This is a genomic window from Streptomyces sp. CA-278952 (genome assembly GCF_028747205.1).
In the GTDB taxonomy this organism is placed as follows: domain Bacteria; phylum Actinomycetota; class Actinomycetes; order Streptomycetales; family Streptomycetaceae; genus Streptomyces.
In genome coordinates this window covers 1,302,687-1,318,120 of the sequence record NZ_CP112880.1, presented here as the reverse complement: position 1 = coordinate 1,318,120, position 15,434 = coordinate 1,302,687, and the positions used below count along the sequence as shown (strand labels likewise).

Annotated in this window: 13 protein-coding genes; 10 read left to right on the top strand and 3 right to left on the bottom strand. The window is 72.5% G+C overall.

Features of this window, described 5'->3' with window-relative positions:
- Positions 1-81: 81 nt before the first annotated feature.
- The 5 genes from N7925_RS05780 (at position 82) to N7925_RS05760 (ending at position 8,219) form a co-directional block, all read left to right on the top strand.
- A complete protein-coding gene (locus tag N7925_RS05780) occupies positions 82-1,539 on the top strand; it encodes an NCS2 family permease (protein ID WP_274343244.1) in 1,458 nt (485 codons plus the stop codon).
- Positions 1,540-1,574: 35 nt separating this feature from the next.
- Entirely contained in the window at positions 1,575-2,717 is a 1,143-nt protein-coding gene (locus N7925_RS05775) for an XdhC family protein (RefSeq protein ID WP_274343243.1), read from the top strand.
- Between the two features lie 215 nt (positions 2,718-2,932).
- A complete protein-coding gene (locus N7925_RS05770) occupies positions 2,933-6,592 on the top strand; it encodes a S8 family serine peptidase (protein ID WP_274346400.1) in 3,660 nt (1,219 codons plus the stop codon).
- A gap of 171 nt (positions 6,593-6,763) precedes the next feature.
- On the top strand, positions 6,764-7,462 hold the full coding sequence (locus N7925_RS05765) for a DUF1326 domain-containing protein (RefSeq protein ID WP_274343242.1): 699 nt from the start codon (positions 6,764-6,766) through the stop codon (positions 7,460-7,462).
- Between the two features lie 85 nt (positions 7,463-7,547).
- Positions 7,548-8,219: a hypothetical protein gene (locus tag N7925_RS05760; RefSeq protein WP_265598420.1), complete on the top strand. Its 672-nt coding sequence runs from the start codon at positions 7,548-7,550 to the stop codon at positions 8,217-8,219.
- Positions 8,220-8,342: 123 nt separating this feature from the next.
- Here N7925_RS05760 and N7925_RS05755 read toward each other — a convergent pair whose 3' ends face one another.
- Together N7925_RS05755 and N7925_RS05750 are read right to left on the bottom strand one after the other, a co-directional pair.
- Positions 8,343-9,896, bottom strand: a complete 1,554-nt coding sequence (locus N7925_RS05755) for a peptidoglycan-binding protein (RefSeq protein WP_265598419.1) — start codon at positions 9,894-9,896, stop codon at positions 8,343-8,345.
- Positions 9,897-10,141: 245 nt separating this feature from the next.
- Positions 10,142-10,873: a nitroreductase family protein gene (locus N7925_RS05750; RefSeq protein WP_265598418.1), complete on the bottom strand. Its 732-nt coding sequence runs from the start codon at positions 10,871-10,873 to the stop codon at positions 10,142-10,144.
- A gap of 155 nt (positions 10,874-11,028) precedes the next feature.
- Between N7925_RS05750 and N7925_RS05745 the strand changes: the two genes are divergently transcribed.
- Together N7925_RS05745 and N7925_RS05740 are read left to right on the top strand one after the other, a co-directional pair.
- Positions 11,029-11,631 carry a TetR/AcrR family transcriptional regulator gene (locus tag N7925_RS05745; protein WP_265598417.1) on the top strand — a complete coding sequence of 201 codons (603 nt, stop codon included), beginning with the start codon at positions 11,029-11,031 and terminating at the stop codon, positions 11,629-11,631.
- Complete coding sequence (locus tag N7925_RS05740; protein WP_265598416.1) at positions 11,628-12,176, top strand: hypothetical protein; 549 nt, start codon at positions 11,628-11,630, stop codon at positions 12,174-12,176. The genes N7925_RS05745 and N7925_RS05740 overlap by 4 nt, the downstream gene beginning before the upstream one ends.
- Positions 12,177-12,272: 96 nt before the next feature.
- Here the strand turns inward: N7925_RS05740 and N7925_RS05735 are convergent, their stop codons facing one another.
- A complete protein-coding gene (locus tag N7925_RS05735; protein WP_265598415.1) occupies positions 12,273-12,719 on the bottom strand; it encodes a nitroreductase family deazaflavin-dependent oxidoreductase in 447 nt (148 codons plus the stop codon).
- A gap of 242 nt (positions 12,720-12,961) precedes the next feature.
- Here N7925_RS05735 and N7925_RS05730 point away from each other — a divergent pair, with 242 nt between their 5' ends.
- Genes N7925_RS05730 through N7925_RS05720 form a run of 3 tightly spaced genes read left to right on the top strand, consistent with a single transcriptional unit; the run spans position 12,962 to position 15,388 of the window.
- Positions 12,962-13,195 carry an acyl carrier protein gene (locus N7925_RS05730; protein WP_265598414.1) on the top strand — a complete coding sequence of 78 codons (234 nt, stop codon included), beginning with the start codon at positions 12,962-12,964 and terminating at the stop codon, positions 13,193-13,195.
- On the top strand, positions 13,192-14,457 hold the full coding sequence (locus N7925_RS05725) for a beta-ketoacyl-[acyl-carrier-protein] synthase family protein (protein WP_274343241.1): 1,266 nt from the start codon (positions 13,192-13,194) through the stop codon (positions 14,455-14,457). The genes N7925_RS05730 and N7925_RS05725 overlap by 4 nt, the downstream gene beginning before the upstream one ends.
- Positions 14,458-14,479: 22 nt before the next feature.
- Positions 14,480-15,388, top strand: a complete 909-nt coding sequence (locus N7925_RS05720) for an alpha/beta fold hydrolase (RefSeq protein WP_274343240.1) — start codon at positions 14,480-14,482, stop codon at positions 15,386-15,388.
- The last annotated feature ends 46 nt before the right edge of the window (positions 15,389-15,434 follow it).

The window sequence follows — 15,434 nt, the reverse complement described above, 5'->3', positions numbered from 1 at the left end:
TGCAGCCGACGCAGTCATCCCAAATCCCGCATTCAGGAATCTCCAAGCGGGTGCCCCTGTGAACCTTGGGAGTCAGGCATCATGACCCAGCAGTCAGTGGAACCGAAGACCAGTCCGGAAGGTGCGGGCCCAGGCTCGCGCGTTCCCGCCGGAAGATCATGGCTCGACCGGTACTTCCACATATCCGAACGAGGATCCACCGTCGCGCGCGAGCTGCGCGGCGGCGTCACGACCTTCATGGCCATGGCGTACATCCTCCTGCTCAACCCGCTGATCCTGGGCGGGGAGGACGTCAACGGCAACCTCCTCAGCCAGCCCGGCCTGATCACCGCGACCGCCTTCGCGGCGGCCGCGACGACCCTGCTCATGGGCTTCGTCGGCAAGGTGCCCCTGGCGCTCGCCGCCGGGCTCAGCGTCTCCGGTGTGCTCGCCTCACAGGTCGCGCCCAACATGACCTGGCCCCAGGCCATGGGCATGTGTGTGATCTACGGTGTGGTGATCTGTCTCCTGGTGGTCACCGGCCTCCGCGAGCTGATCATGAACGCGATCCCGCTCGCGCTCAAGCACGGCATCACCATGGGCATCGGGCTCTTCATCGCCCTCATCGGCCTCTACAAGGCCGGATTCGTGCACAAGGGCGCGGCGACCCCCGTCTCCCTCGGCCCGGCCGGTGAACTCGCCGGCTGGCCCGTCCTGATCTTCTGCGTGACCCTGCTGCTCATCTTCATGCTCCAGGCGCGCAACATCCCCGGCGCGATCCTCATCGGCATCGCCGTCGGCACCCTGGTCGCCATCTTCATCAACGCGATCGTCGACATCGACCCCAAGAAGTGGAGCAGCGGCCCGCCGGAGCTGGAGGGCAGCGCGGTCTCCGCCCCCGACTTCTCGCTCTTCGGGAACGTCGAGTTCGGCGGCTGGGGAGACGTCGGTGTGATGACGGTCGGCATGATCGTCTTCACCCTCGTCCTGGCAGGCTTCTTCGACGCGATGGCCACCATCATCGGCGTCGGCACCGAGGCCGAGCTCGCCGACGACAAGGGCCGCATGCCGGGCCTGTCCAAGGCGCTGTTCATCGACGGCGCCGGCGGCGTCATCGGCGGCGTTGCCTCGGGCTCCGGCCAGACGGTCTTCGTGGAGTCGGCCACCGGCGTCGGCGAAGGGGCCCGGACCGGGCTCGCCTCGGCCGTCACCGGACTCTTCTTCGCCGCCTGCCTCTTCTTCACCCCGCTCACCGCGATCGTGCCGACCGAGGTGGCCTCCGCCGCCCTCGTCGTCATCGGCGCGATGATGATGCAGAACGCCCGGCACGTGGACTGGAGCGACCGCTCGGTCGCCATCCCGGTCTTCCTGACCGTGGTCCTGATGCCCTTCACGTACACCATCACCACCGGTGTCGCCGCGGGCGTCATCGCGTACAGCGCCATCAAGCTCGCCCAGGGCCGGGCCCGCGAGGTCGGGGCCTTCATGTGGGGGCTGACGGTGATCTTCATCGTCTTCTTCGCCCTCAACCCGATCGAGAGCTGGCTGGGCGTCCACTGACGCCCGGGCCCCCTTCCCGCTTAAGGAGATACGCCATGCTGGACATCGCCGAAGAGCTGCACCGGTGGGTCTCGCAGGGACGCGAGTTCGCCGTCGCCACCGTCGTGGCGGTCGGCGGCAGCGCACCCCGGCAGCCAGGAGCCGCCCTCGCCGTCGACCGCGACGGCACGGCCATCGGTTCGGTGTCCGGCGGATGCGTGGAGGGGGCCGTCTACGAACTGTGCCAACAGGCCCTGGACGACGGGAAATCCGTCCGCGAGCGCTTCGGCTACAGCGACGAGGACGCCTTCGCGGTCGGTCTGACCTGCGGCGGCGTCATCGACATCCTGGTGACACCGGTACGGGCGGAGCACCCCGCCCGCCCGGTGTTCGCCGCCGCGCTCGCGGCCGCCGCGGAGGGGACGGCGGCCGCGCTGGCGCGGGTCACGGACGGACCCGCGGAACTGCTCGGACTCCCGCTCCTGGTCCGCGCCGACGGCAGCCACGAGGGCGGTCTCGGCGGCCATCCGGCGCTCGACCGGACCGCCGCCGCCGAGGCCCGCGCCCTGCTGGACGCGGGCCGCACCGGGCCGCTCGCCATCGGCGCGGAGGGCTCCCGCTGCGGCCGGCCGATCGAGCTGCTGGTCGAGTCCAGCGTGGAGCCGCCCCGCATGATCGTGTTCGGCGCCATCGACTTCGCCGCCGCGCTGGTCCGCGCCGGGAAGTTCCTCGGCTACCGGGTCACCGTCTGCGACGCCCGCCCGGTCTTCGCCACCGCGGCCCGCTTCCCCGAGGCCGACGAGATCGTCGTCGACTGGCCCCACCGCTACCTCGCCACAACCGCGACCGACGCGCGCACCGTGCTCTGCGTCCTCACCCACGACGCCAAGTTCGACATCCCGCTGCTGGAGGCCGCCCTGCGCCTCCCGGTCGCCTACGTCGGCGCGATGGGCTCCCGCCGCACCCACCTGGACCGTAACGACCGGCTGCGCGAGGCCGGCCTCACCGACCGTGAACTGGCCCGGTTGCGCTCGCCGATCGGCCTCGACCTCGGCGCCCGTACGCCGGAGGAGACGGCCCTGTCCATCGCCGCCGAGATCGTCGCGGTCCGGCGCGGCGGCAGCGGCGTACCGCTCACCGGGGCGCATACCCCCATCCATCACGACAGCAGCGGACAGCCGCTCGCCTCGGTGGCCTGAAACGTCCGTCAACCTCCCGTCAACACCCCGTCCGTCCCGGGCGGGTTACCGCCACGGCGGTTTCCCGCCCGTCGGATACGCAGCGGTCGCCCCCGATTTGCCGGTAGATCAGCTGCATGACTTCTCCCCCCTCCTCCGTTCCCGGCCGGGCGAGATCCGCTCGCCCTGGACGCAGAGCCCTGCTCCTGGCGACCTCGGCGGCCCTGCTGGGCGGCATGCTGGTCCCCTTCGCGGGCACCGCCGGCGCCGCCCCCGCACCCCGCGACGGAGCCCCGCGCCCCGACGTACGCACCGAGAGCCACACCGTCACCCTGATCACCGGTGACGTCGTGCGCTACGTGGACGGCCCCGGCGACCAGGACACCGTCACCGTGGACCGCCCCCACGGCGCCGACGGCGGCGTCCGCATCCAGCAGGCGGGCGAGGACGTGTACGTCCTGCCCGACGAGGCCACCACGCCGATCGCTTCCGGCGTCCTGGACCGGCGGCTGTTCAACGTCTCGGCCCTGGTGCGGATGGGCTACGACGACGAGTCCACCGGCTCCGTCCCGCTCATCGCCACCTACCCGGCCGCACGCGCCAAGGCCCTGCCCACCGCCCCGCGCGGCGCGAAGAAGGTCCGCACCCTCGCATCCGTCAACGGGGCCGCGCTCACGGCCGACAAGGACGACGCGCGGACGTTCTGGAGCGCCATCACCCGTCACGACAAGGCCCGTTCGCTCGACGGCGGGATCGCGAAGCTCTGGCTGGACGGCCGCTCCGAGGCGCTGCTGACCGAGTCGGTGCCGCAGGTGGGCGCCCCGCAGGCGTGGGCCGCCGGCTTCGACGGCAAGGGCGCCAAGGTCGCGGTCCTGGACACCGGCATCGACGCCGACCACCCGGACGTCAAGGACCGCGTCGTCGGCGCCCGCAGCTTCGTCCCGGGCGAGGAGGTCGACGACAAGAACGGACACGGCACACACGTCGCCTCCACCATCGCCGGATCCGGCGCCGCCTCCGACGGCGCCCACAAGGGCGTCGCCCCGGCCGCCGACCTGCTCGTCGGCAAGGTCCTCAGCGACGAGGGCTCCGGCGCGGACTCCGGGATCATCGAGGCCATGGAGTGGGCCAAGGCCGAAGGCGCCGACGTCGTCTCCATGAGCCTCGGCTCCCCGGTGCCCGACGACGGCACCGACCCGATGTCCCAGGCCGTGAACTCCCTCTCGGCCAACGGCGGCCCGCTCTTCGTGATCGCCGCCGGCAACGCGTACGGGGCGGGCACCATCGGCTCGCCCGGCTCCGCGGAGCAGGCGCTCACCATCGCCGCCGTCGACAAGCGGGACGGCCGCGCCGACTTCTCCTCGATGGGACCGCTGGTCCGCTCGCACGGCCTGAAGCCCGACCTGTCGGCCCCCGGCGTCGACATCAGCGCCGCGGCCTCGCAGTCGATCCCCGGCATCGAGGGCATGTACCAGTCGCTGTCCGGTACGTCGATGGCCACGCCCCATGTCGCGGGCGCCGCGGCGATCCTGAAGCAGCGCCACCCCGACTGGTCCGGTCAGCGCATCAAGGACGCGCTGATGACCTCGTCCAAGAAGCTCGACGCCTACACCCCGTACGAGCAGGGCACCGGCCGGCTGGATGTGAAGGCGGCGATCGACACGACGATCGAGGCCACCGGCTCGGTCGAGGTCGCCTCCTACGACTGGCCGCACAGCCCGTCCGACCCGGTCGCCGAACGCACCGTCACCTACCGCAACTCGGGTGACGCGGACATCACGCTGAACCTGGCCACCGACACGGACGAGGCGGCGTACACGCTGTCCACCGACACGCTGACCGTCCCGGCCGGAGGCACCGCCGAGGCGGTCCTGTCCCTGGACCCGGCCAAGGTCGCCAACGACACCACCTTCTCCGGCCAGGTCGTCGCCACCGACGCGGCGGGCACGACGGTCGCGCACACCGGCTTCGCGCTCACCAAGGAGAAGGAGCTGCACGACCTGACGGTGAAGCTCCGCGACCGGTCGGGCAAGCCGATGGACGGCCTCGTCGTCCTCGCCGAGCTGGGCGACCCGCAGCTCGGCCTCGTCCAGGTCAGCGGCGGCGAGACCACCCTGCGCCTGCCGCCCGGCAACTACACCACCTGGGCCACCGTGGACGTCGACGGCGACCGCCCCGACTCCAGGGCGGTCGCGTTCCTCGCGGCCCCCGAGACGATCCTCACCGGCTCCACCACCGTCACCCTCGACGCCTCCAAGGCCCGCAGGATCGACGTGCGCACCCCCAAGGAGACCGAGACCCGCCAGCTCCGCTACGACATGGCGCGCACCGCCCCGGACGGCACCGTCCAGCGTGACGCCTTCCAGATACCGCTGACGTACGACCAGGTGTGGGCGAGCCCCACCAAGAAGGTCACCGAGGGCAGCTTCAGCTTCCTGACCCGCTGGCGTCAGGGCGAGGAGCTGATCGACGTCGAGGCCGACGGCCGTGACGTGCCGGTCTTCGTCCAGGGCGGCGCGGCGGTCGCCGAGGACAGCAGGCGGAAGCTGAAGGCGGTGTACGCGGGCAAGGGCACGCCGGCGGACTACCGGGGGGTGAACGCGCGCGGCAAGGCGGTCGTCATCACCCGCAGCGACGACGTCGCTCCCGCCGAACGCCTCGCGGCGGCGCTGGCGGCCGGGGCGGAGGCCCTGTTCGTCGTCAACGACGAGCGTGGCGTGGCGATGGAGAGCTACACCCCGTACGGCGAGGAGACCACCATCCCGGTCGCCTCGGTCCAGGCCTCCGCGGGCGAGAGCCTGATCAGGGCGGCGCAGCGCGGCAAGAAGGTCCAGGTCGACCAGAAGAAGTTCGCGGACTACCTGTACGACCTGGTGGACCGCCACGACGGCACGATCCCGGACCGCTCGCTGTCCTTCGCCCCCTCGACCCGTCAGCTCGCCAAGGTGGAGAACACCTTCTACGGCCACGAGAAGACCCTCGGCGGCGGCTACCGCTACGACATCCCGGAGTACGGGCCCGGTCTGGGCTTCGAGGAGTACGAGCAGTTCCCGGGCGTCCGGACCGAGTGGGTGAACCCGCTGCCGGGCGACTCCTTCTGGTACGAGAACCACGCGGTCCTGGACGCGGAGCAGTCGGGCCGGGCGCACGAGATGCGCAGCGCCGAGCTGGACTACCGGGCGGGCGGGGACTACCGCGCCGAGTGGTTCGCCCCGGTGGTCCGCCCCCGTCTCGGCACCGGCTACTGGGGTCCGTTCCGCACGGCGTCCAACGACCTCCAGTTCAACATCACCCCGTGGACGGACGCGGGCGCGGGTCACGCCGGCTCGATGCCCGAGAACGAGTACGACACCACCTCCTACGCCTTCTACCAGGGTGACAAGGAGCTGAAGAAGGGGGCGGGCAGGGCCGGCTACGTCTGGGACCTTCCCGCCGAGGAGCTCCCGTACCGCCTGGTCATCGACTCGGAGCGGGACGCGGAGACCTGGAAGACGTCGACCCGCACCCGCTCCGAGTGGGGCTTCGTCTCCGGCGCGCTGGACGAGGGCGGCCCGTCCCAGGCCGACATCCCGATGCTCCAGCTGGACTACGCCGTCGACACCGACCTGGCGGGCGACGTCCGGGCCGGCCGTACCACGGAGGTCGGCCTCTCCTCCACCACCCAGGAGTGGCTGCCGGGCGCGGTGAAGGCGGACAAGGCGTCGCTGTCGGTCAGTTACGACGACGGAAAGCACTGGTCGAAGGTGGACCTCCGCAAGAAGAAGACCGGCGAGTGGGCCGCCACGTTCCGCACCCCGTCGAAGGGCGCGACGTCGGTCTCGCTCAAGGCGCACGCGGAGGGCCCCGGCGGGCTCGTCGTCGACCAGGAGATCATCCGGGCCTTCGGCCTGAAGTGACCTGACGCAGTGGTCCCGCACTCCCACGGGGGGTGCGGGACCCTGTGCGTCGGGAGTCGATCCGTATACCCCCTAGGGGTAGTTGACCGGGAGGCGGGCCGGGCCCTAGTCTCTTCCTTGTCGGGCAAATACCCCCCTGGGGTATACGTGATCTGAATCTGGAGGTCCCCCATGTGCACCACTTCCGCCGCATCGCAGAGCGCCCCCGCCGTCGTCCGGGCGGGCACGAACGACGGCACGCTGCCCGACTGGCACCTGCGGGGTGAGTGGTTCGACGTGTGCAGCTGCGCGCTGCCCTGCCCCTGCACGTTCGCCCAGACGCCGACCCATGGGGACTGCCTCTTCACGCTCGTCTGGCAGGTCCACGAGGGGCACTTCGGGGACGTCTCCCTGGACGGCCTGGGCGTGGTGGCGCTGGGCGAGTTCGCCGGGAACATGTGGGTGGGCGACCCGGAGGCCACGATGAAGGTGATGCTCTACATCGACGCCAAGGGCGACCAGGCCCAGCGTGGAGCGCTGGAGCAGATCTTCGCCGGTCATGTCGGCGGCTGGCCGGGCCGGTTCGGTTCGCTCATCAGCGAACTGCGCGAGGTGCGGCACGCGCCGGTCCACTTCGACGCCGCCGAGGATCTCTCGTACTGGCGGGCCCGGGTCGGCGACCAGGTCTCCGTCGGCGCGACCGCCCTCACCGGGCCCACGGCCGACCCCTCCCGTCGCGTTCAGCTGGTCAATGCTCCGGGCTCCGAGGTCGGCCCCGGACAGATCGCCACGTGGGGCGTCGTCGAGAGCGATCGCGCGGAAGGGTTCGACTTCTCGCACGAGTACCGCGGTGGATCCAGCAAGCACTTCCCCTTCGACTGGCGCCCCTGACCGCGGGGCGGGGCACCGTCCGCCCGGCGGGTGTTCGGGGGAGCGCGCGAACAGCCCCGCCGGGCCGGTGGGGTTGGATATGACCATGAGCGTTCACGACGTGGCCCGCAGGCTGCCGGGCATATCCGCCCTCACCGATCTCTGCCGTTCCCTGGCGATGCTCGACGCGATCCTGTGTGCCGAGTGGGACCACCGCTGGCACAGCTTCGACGCGCAGTGGTCGCCGACGGAGGCGATGGCCTCGATGCGGGACGGATCGGGCGGGGAGTACTCCGTGGTCTTCTCCGCCGACGGGGCGTACGCGCGCGGCTTCGACCACGAGTCGCCGATGAGCCCGTACGTGGACGACGGCCCCTGGCCCGGGGTGCTCGACGAGGTGCCCGCCGTGTTCCGCCGTTACGTCGACGAGCCCCTGTTCACCGACGAGTCCGGCATGCCCGTCGTCACCGCCTGCCTCTGGCGCGCGAGCGACGACGACCGCTGGCGGGCGGGCGCCGTCGAGTTCCCGGAGGACGGTGAGGACTCCGACGGGGCCGACTGGCTCTTCCAGCTCCTCGTCACGGGCACCCCCGAGTCCTACCAGGAGTGGGCCGAGGACCATTTCGAGGTCTCCGTCGACCTCGAAGCCGTACGCCACGTCTACGCGCTGCGACCGCTGACCGACGAGGTGATCGCCGCCCTCGCCCCCGAGCGGATCCCCGCCGAACTGGCCGAGGACGTCAAGGAGATCGGGTACCCCGTCGGCACGGGGGCGTAGGCCGCGCCCCGGACGCCGTGCGCCCCGTGCCCGCCGCGGTCGCTCCGCCTCCGGGGTCGCCGGGTCGCGGCGGGCCGGCGCCTCGGCCACGGGCAGGCCGGGAGGGCCCGCCCGGGCCGCGGCTCACCTCCCGCTCTGCAACGCCTCCCACGTGGCCGGGCCCACCTTGCCGTCGACCGAGAGCTTCCGGCTGGTCTGGTAGCCGCGTACCGCCGTCTCCGTGGCGGGGCCGAAACTGCCGTCCACGCCGACGGTGGTCCCGAGCGCCGCCGTCAGGGACCGCTGGAGCCGCTTCACCGCGTCGCCCGAACCGCCCCGTGACAGCGCCGGGGTCGTGCCGGCCGACAGCAGGGCCGTCCAGCTCTTCGGGCCGACCACCCCGTCGGCCTCCAGTGTGCGGGCCCGCTGGAACGCCTGCACGGCGCTCCTGGTGGTGGGCCCGAAGCTGCCGTCCGCCGCGCCCGCCTCGTAACCCTGGGCGTTGAGCAGCGTCTGCACGGCCTTGACCTGCGGGCCGGTGGAGCCGGACTGCTGGGTCGTGTACGTGGGGAAGGTCAGGCCGTCGCCGCCGCTGCCCGGGTCGCCGTCGATCAGTTCCATGTAGTGGTTCCAGTCCCAGTTGGGGCCGGGGTCCGTGTGGTCGGCGCCGGGCGCCTCGCTGTGGCCGATGATGTGCGACCGGTTCTTCGGGATGCCGTACCGCGCCGCGAGGTGCTTGGTCAGGGCGGCGGAGGACCGGTACATCGCCTCCGTGTACCAGGCCGGGTTGTCGACATAGCCCTCGTGCTCGATCCCGACGGACGAGGAGTTGGTGCCGCCGGCGTGCCAGGCGGTGTCCTTCTCCAGCACCGACTGGGTGACCTCACCGTCCGAGGAGCGGATCGTGTAGTGCGCGCTGACCTCCGAGGCCGGGTTCTGGTACCAGCTGATGGAACCGGCGTACGACCCCTGGGTGGTGTGGATGACCACCTTGTCGATGGCGGCCCTGCGGCCGACGACGAAGTTCCCGGAGTACGCGGGCACCCAGCGCGCCGAGGGATAGTCCGGGCTCGCGGCGTAGACGTCGGACGCCGACAGCGCGGCCCTGTCCGGAGCGACCGGCCGGGAGGGCACGAGGACCTCCTCGCCGCCGGGCGCCGTGGCGGACACGCCCTCGGCGAGGGACGTGAAGACCGCGTCCGCGTAGAGCACGGCGGCCGGACCCTCGGCGGCGCTGTAGCGGGCCACCGCCGGATACCAGGAGTTCACGTCCCGGCGCTCGGCGGCGTCCAGGCCCAGCGCGTCGGCGTGGTCGCGCAGGACGGCCGCCCCGCCGAGGATGTTGGCCGTCGTGTCCCTGCGCAGCCGGGCCGCGCTCTCGCCGGTCAGCTCGGAGGCCTTCTCCAGGGAGCGGTTGGCCGGGTTGCTCGCCAGATGCATCACGCCGTAGCCGTTCGCCTGACTCGGCGCGCCCGCGTGGCCGTCGAGACGGCTCTCGCCGTAGCCGACGGCGGCCAGCAGATCGCGCGGTACGCCGTACGCGTCCGCCGCTTCGGCGAACGCGCGGTTCATGGGGTCGGGCGTGTCCGCTCGCGGGGCGGCGGTCGCCGGGTGCCCGGTCGCGAGGAGGGCCGCGGCCGTGAGGGCCGCCACGGCACAGGCACGGGCCCGGGTTCGGGCGGCGGTGCGGAGGGGCATGAGGGCTCCTGCTCTGTGGGGTGGGCGTGGGGGGAAGAGAGAAACCCTCGGACCCGGGGTGGGTCAGAGGGATGCCGAGCACGGCCAGGCTAGCGAGATGGGGTGGGCATGACAAAGAGTAGAAGAGGTGATTCTGTTGGCAACATCCTGCAAAAGCACGGGAGTTGACGCTGCGCTACCCCTGTCGGGTGACGTCGAGCGTCACCCGACAGGAGTGCCGGCGAGGGTTGACGCGGGGCCGGACGCTACCAGCGGTCGCGGTGGATGACGTCGGCCACCGGCCGTCGCCGGACCGGCCCGAAGTTGCCCGCGGGCCACCCCACGGGCACGGCGGCGAACGTCGCCATGTCCTCCGGGATGCCCAGCTCCCGCTTCCACTCCTGCTCCAGCATCAGGTGCCAGATGGTGATGTTCGCCGCGAGCCCCAGCCCCCGGGCCGCGAGCAGCAGGTTCTGTACTCCCGGATAGACGCAGGAACCCTCGGCCAGCGCCTGGAAACGCGTCTGCGTGTTCATCATGTGCTCCGTGCCCGCCGGGCCGAGCGCCCGCGCCGACGCGGCCAGGCCCTCCTTGTCCAGGCGCGGCTCCGGGAACCGGTAGCACGGCACGATCAGCACCGGGGTGTCGGCGAAATGGTCGCGCTGATGCTCGATCGCCGCGACCATCCGGCCGTACGCCGCCTCGTCCATGCCCGCGGGGGCGTACTTCCCGGTCGTCGCCAGATACGCGTCGACGCACCGCTTCCACAGCGGGGCGAGCCGCGCCATCACCTGGCGGTCGGTCACCACCACGTACTCGTAACACTGCATGTTGCCGCCGCTGGGACCCCAGACGGCGGCCTGTACCAGCTGCTCGACCGTCTCGTCCGGTACGGCGTCCGGCTTGAGGCGACGCATGGCGCGCATGGTGGACATGGTGGCGAAGAGAGCGGGGCCGCCGAGGGCGGACGGGTCGGCCTGAACCGTTTCCATGGTCATGATCGCGGAGTTTAGGCAGCTCCCTCCGCCGGTGTCTCCCCACCCCGCGTGCGAAGGTGCGGCCCGCCCCGATTTCCGCCACTGTGGCGGCAGTTGGCGTCGGGCGGTGCCCTACAATGACTGACCAGTCAGTCATTCGACGGGGGGTCCATGACATGGCCAGAAGAGTTGACCCGGCGGCGCGCCGGGATCTGATCCTGAAGGCCGCGGTGCGGGTGTTCGCCCGGCAGGGGTTCGCCGCGACCCGGGTGGACGACGTCGCCGCAGAAGCGGGCGTCGCCAAGGGCAGCGTCTATCTCCACTTCGACAGCCGGGACGCCTTGCTCACGGCCGCCTTCGAGGAGTACAGAGCCCACGCGCGGGCGGTGACCCGGCAGGCCCGCACCGGCCCGGGAGACGGCCTGGAGCGGCTCTCCCGGCTGGTGCGGTCGGTGCTGGACATGGTCGTGGCCGAGCCCGAACTCGCCCGGATCCTCGTCGACCTGTGGGCCGCCGGACGGCAGGGAGGCCCCTTGGGCTTGGACATCTCGGCCGTGTACCGGGAGTACCGCGCGGTGATCGCCGAGCTGCTCGCCGAGGCCGAGGCCGAGGGGGCCTGCCGCGCCGGGGTGGGCGCGGGGCACGCGGTGGTCGTCGTCGGGGCGATCGAGGGCTGTCTGGTGCAGTGGATCGTCGACCCCACGCTGCCGGTCGCGGAGCTGACGGCGCCTCTCCTCGACGTGTGCGTCGAAGGGCTGCGGCGCGGGGGAGCGGAGTGAGGGCCGCGGGGGTCGCGGCGGCCCGCCGCCTCGACGCGCTGCTGGTGGCCCCGGACGCCGAGCGGGGCGAGCGGATCGTCTGTTACGCGGGGGCGCTCGCCGGCACCGTGTTCGCGACAGCCCTCGCCCTGCGCGCCCCGTACGCGTGGCCGGCGCTGACCGTGATCGCCGTGGTGGCCTTCGACCTGTTCGGCGGCACGGTCGTCAACGCCACCCGGTCCGCCAAGCGCCGGTTCCACCGGCCGGGGCGCTCCCGGCTCCACCACTTCGCGTTCGTGGCCGCCCATGTCCAGCCGTTCGCCCTGGCCCTGCTCGTCCCCGGGTTCGGCTGGATCTCCGCCGGCGCCCTCTACGCCCTCACGCTCACCGGGGCGGCATGCGTCCTGGTCGCCCCCGCGGATCTCCGGCAACCGGTCGCCTTCGCCGTCTCCGCCCTGGCGATCACCGTCGCGACGACCTCGGTGGCCGTCCCCGGCGAGCTGGCCTGGTTCGCCCCCGTCCTGGTGATCAAGCTGCTGCTGGCCCACCTGCTCCCGGAGCGGTGAACCCGGCGCTCGGCCCGGACCGGCGCCGAGTCGGCCGCGGACTCGGCGCCGCGTCAGCCGGAGGACCGGTCAGCGCCGCGTCAGCCGGACGACCGGTCAGCGCCGCGTCAGCCGGACGACCGGGATGTCCCGCTCGGTGCCCGCCTGGTACTCCCCGTAGCGCGGGAACAGCTCCACCAGCCCCGGCCAGACCCGCGCCTTCTCCTCGGCGGGGAGCGTCGTCGCGACGGCCCCGAACCGCTCGGTGTTCACGCGGAGTTCGACCTCCGGGGTGGACTGGAGGTTCAGGTACCACAGCGGCGGGCGGTCCGAGCCGCCGTTGGACGCCACGATCAGATAGTCCTCGCCGTCCCGCCCGTACATCAGCACCGTGCGCCGCACCGTGCCGCTGCGCCGGCCGACGTAGTCCATGAGCAGGCAGGGCACACCCAACTGAGTGGTGCCCTCCGTACCGCCGGAGGACTCGTACAGCTCGGCCTGCCGGGCGACCCAGTCGGCGGGGCTCAGCGCGACCTCCGCGTTGGCTTCCTGCTCGGCCGTCATGGTTTCTCCTTCTCTCGTGCCGTCCCGTACGGGCTGCGCCCCCATCCTGGCATCCACCCGAACCGCACCGCGGATTCGTACACCTGGACAGCCCTCCCACCGCACGGGGGAACGCGGACCGGGAACCCGCCCGGGAAGGCGTATAAAGGGTCCTTCCGGAGCAGCCGGCGTCCCCCGATGGCCCCTCCCCTCACCTCCCTCACGCGGCCGGCGTCACCGCGTCACCGATCCCAGGAGCGCCAATGAGCACTTCGGAAGAGATCAGCGCCCTGCTGGTAGCGAAGTTCGGAACCGACCCCGGGGCCATCCGCCCCGATGTTCCGCTGCACCGGCTGCGGCTGGACTCCCTCGCGCTGGAGGAGCTGCGGCTGCACATCGAGGACCGGCTCGACGTGGACCTGGAGGACGTCACGCTCACCTCGCGCGACACCTTCGACCGCCTCGTCGAGGCCGTGGACGGGAAGGTCTCCGCATGAGCGCGGACACCGGCCGGCCCTACCGCCGGGCGCCGCTCGCCCCGTTCGCCGCCGCCGTCACCGGCGTCGGCCTGGTCACCGCCGCCGGTACGGGAGCGGACGCCGCCTGGCACGGCGTCACCGAGGGACTCGCGCCCTCCGTCGGCCCGCGGCCCGAACTGGACGGGCTGCCCTGCGACTTCTTCTACTCCGTCACCGACTGCGACCCGGGAGCCGTCCTCGGGGTGGCCGCCCAGCGGCTGATGGACCGTTTCGCCCAGCTCGCCGTCATCGCCGCCCGAGAGGCCGTCGCCGACGCCGGACTCGACCCGTCCATCTGGGACAGCGGCCGCGTCGGCGTCGTCATCGGATCCGCCCACGGCGGGCTGCCCTTCTACGACGAGCAGCACGCCGCGCTCGCCGGGCGCGGACCACGCCGGGTCTCCCCGAAGCTCGCCCCACTCAGCGTCGTCAACGGCGCGGCCAGCAGCGTCAGCCTGGACCTCGGCGTCCACGGGCCCAGCCAGGCCGTCTCCACCGCCTGCTCCTCCGGCACCGTCGCCATCGGCACCGCCCACCAGATGCTCCGCTCCGGGGCCTGCGACATCGTCATCGCGGGGGGCGCGGAATCCACCTGCACCCGCCTGCTGATCGCCAGCGCGTGCAGCCTCAAGGCCGCCTCCACCCGCCGCGAGGACCCCACGGCCGCCTGCCGCCCTTTCGACATCCACCGCGACGGCTTCGTCGTCGGCGAGGGTGCCGGGCTGATCGTCATGGAGCACCCGGACCACGCCCGCGCCCGGGGCGCCGAGGTCCGCGCCCACGTGAGCGGATACGGGGCGTCCAGCGACGCCCACTCCCCGGTCGCCCCCGACCCCGAGGGCCTCGGCATCGAACGCGCCCTGCGCACCGCGCTCGCCGACGCGGGCCTCTCCCCGGCCGACGTCGGGCACGTCAACGCCCACGGCACCTCGACGCTCTCCAACGACCTGATCGAGGCGACGATGCTCCGCCGGGTCCTCGGCGAGAGCCCCCTGGTGACCTCCACCAAGGCGATGACCGGCCACACCCTCGGCGCGGCGGGCGGCATCGAGACCGCGCTCACCGTGCTCGCCCTCCAGCACCAACTGGTGCCGCCCACCGTCAATCTGGACGCACCCGACCCGAGCATCCCGATCGACGTGGTGGCCAAGGAAGCCCGCGGCGCCTCCTTCGACTGCGCCGTCAAGACCTCGCTCGGCTTCGGCGGCCACAACGCGGCACTCGTCCTGACCAGGACCTGAACGGAAGGGAACGCAGGAGCACATGCCCGAGGAGATCATCCGGACCCTGGCGGTCGACGGAGTGCGCTACAGCTACCGCGTCCTGCCGCGCGCCCACCCCGGCGAGCCCCCGGCCACCGAACCGACGCTCATTCTCGGCGGCGCGCTCCAGGGCATGTACGGCTGGCCCCAGATGGACGACCACCTGGGCCCGGCGACCGACGTGGTCACCGCCGACCTGCCCGGCATGGGCAGCGCCGACCCGCTCCCGCCCGGCCCCAGCGCCGACCTGCTGCGCCGGGCCGTGCTCGGCATCGCCGACGACATCGGCGCCCCCCGGCTCAACATCTTCGGCTTCTCCTACGGCACCGCCATCGCCTTCGGCTTCGCCCGCCGCCATCGGGAGCGGGTGGCACGCCTCGCCCTCGGCGGCGTCCCGGTCCACATCGACGCGGTCCAGGTCGCCGGCTGGGAGCGCGCCAGGCAGCTGCTGGCCTCAGGGGACCGCGAGGGGTTTGCCGCGACGGCTGCCGACGCCCTGATGTGCCTGGACCCGGAACGCGCCGTACACCGCCGGGAGCTGGCCCGCCGCTATGTGCGGCGCTCCTTCCTGCACGTGGCCACCCACTCGCCGCACGTGACGGACTCGCTGTACCGGGCGCTGGCCGACCGGCCCGATTTCTCCGGCGGCCTCACCGGCGTACCGGCGCTGGTCTTCGCGGGCGAGCACGACACGGTGACGCCGCCCGCGCGGCAGCGGGAGTTCGCCGCGACGATCGAGGGCAGCCGGTTCCTGACGGTCGGGGAGTCCGACCACTGGGTGATCCTGGAGCGGGCCGACGAAGTAGCCGCACTGGTCTCCCGGTTCTTCACCGGGCGGGAGCCGGTGGCCGACGAGACCGCGGCCGTCACCCTGCCACGCCAGGCGGGCGCCCCGGCCGGGCGGACCTGAGCGGGGCCGGGGCGGACCGGAGCGGACCCCGGCGGGGCGGACCGGA

Excerpts from the sequence above, each read along its gene's own strand:
- N7925_RS05780 (WP_274343244.1), top strand. The coding sequence starts at position 82 with ATGACCCAGCAGTCAGTGGAACCGAAGACCAGTCCGGAAGGTGCGGGC.
- N7925_RS05775 (WP_274343243.1), top strand. The coding sequence starts at position 1,575 with ATGCTGGACATCGCCGAAGAGCTGCACCGGTGGGTCTCGCAGGGACGC.
- N7925_RS05770 (WP_274346400.1), top strand. The coding sequence starts at position 2,933 with ATGCTGGTCCCCTTCGCGGGCACCGCCGGCGCCGCCCCCGCACCCCGC.
- N7925_RS05765 (WP_274343242.1), top strand. The coding sequence starts at position 6,764 with ATGTGCACCACTTCCGCCGCATCGCAGAGCGCCCCCGCCGTCGTCCGG.
- N7925_RS05760 (WP_265598420.1), top strand. The coding sequence starts at position 7,548 with ATGAGCGTTCACGACGTGGCCCGCAGGCTGCCGGGCATATCCGCCCTC.
- N7925_RS05755 (WP_265598419.1), bottom strand. The coding sequence starts at position 9,896 with ATGCCCCTCCGCACCGCCGCCCGAACCCGGGCCCGTGCCTGTGCCGTG.
- N7925_RS05750 (WP_265598418.1), bottom strand. The coding sequence starts at position 10,873 with ATGACCATGGAAACGGTTCAGGCCGACCCGTCCGCCCTCGGCGGCCCC.
- N7925_RS05745 (WP_265598417.1), top strand. The coding sequence starts at position 11,029 with ATGGCCAGAAGAGTTGACCCGGCGGCGCGCCGGGATCTGATCCTGAAG.
- N7925_RS05735 (WP_265598415.1), bottom strand. The coding sequence starts at position 12,719 with ATGACGGCCGAGCAGGAAGCCAACGCGGAGGTCGCGCTGAGCCCCGCC.
- N7925_RS05730 (WP_265598414.1), top strand. The coding sequence starts at position 12,962 with ATGAGCACTTCGGAAGAGATCAGCGCCCTGCTGGTAGCGAAGTTCGGA.
- N7925_RS05725 (WP_274343241.1), top strand. The coding sequence starts at position 13,192 with ATGAGCGCGGACACCGGCCGGCCCTACCGCCGGGCGCCGCTCGCCCCG.
- N7925_RS05720 (WP_274343240.1), top strand. The coding sequence starts at position 14,480 with ATGCCCGAGGAGATCATCCGGACCCTGGCGGTCGACGGAGTGCGCTAC.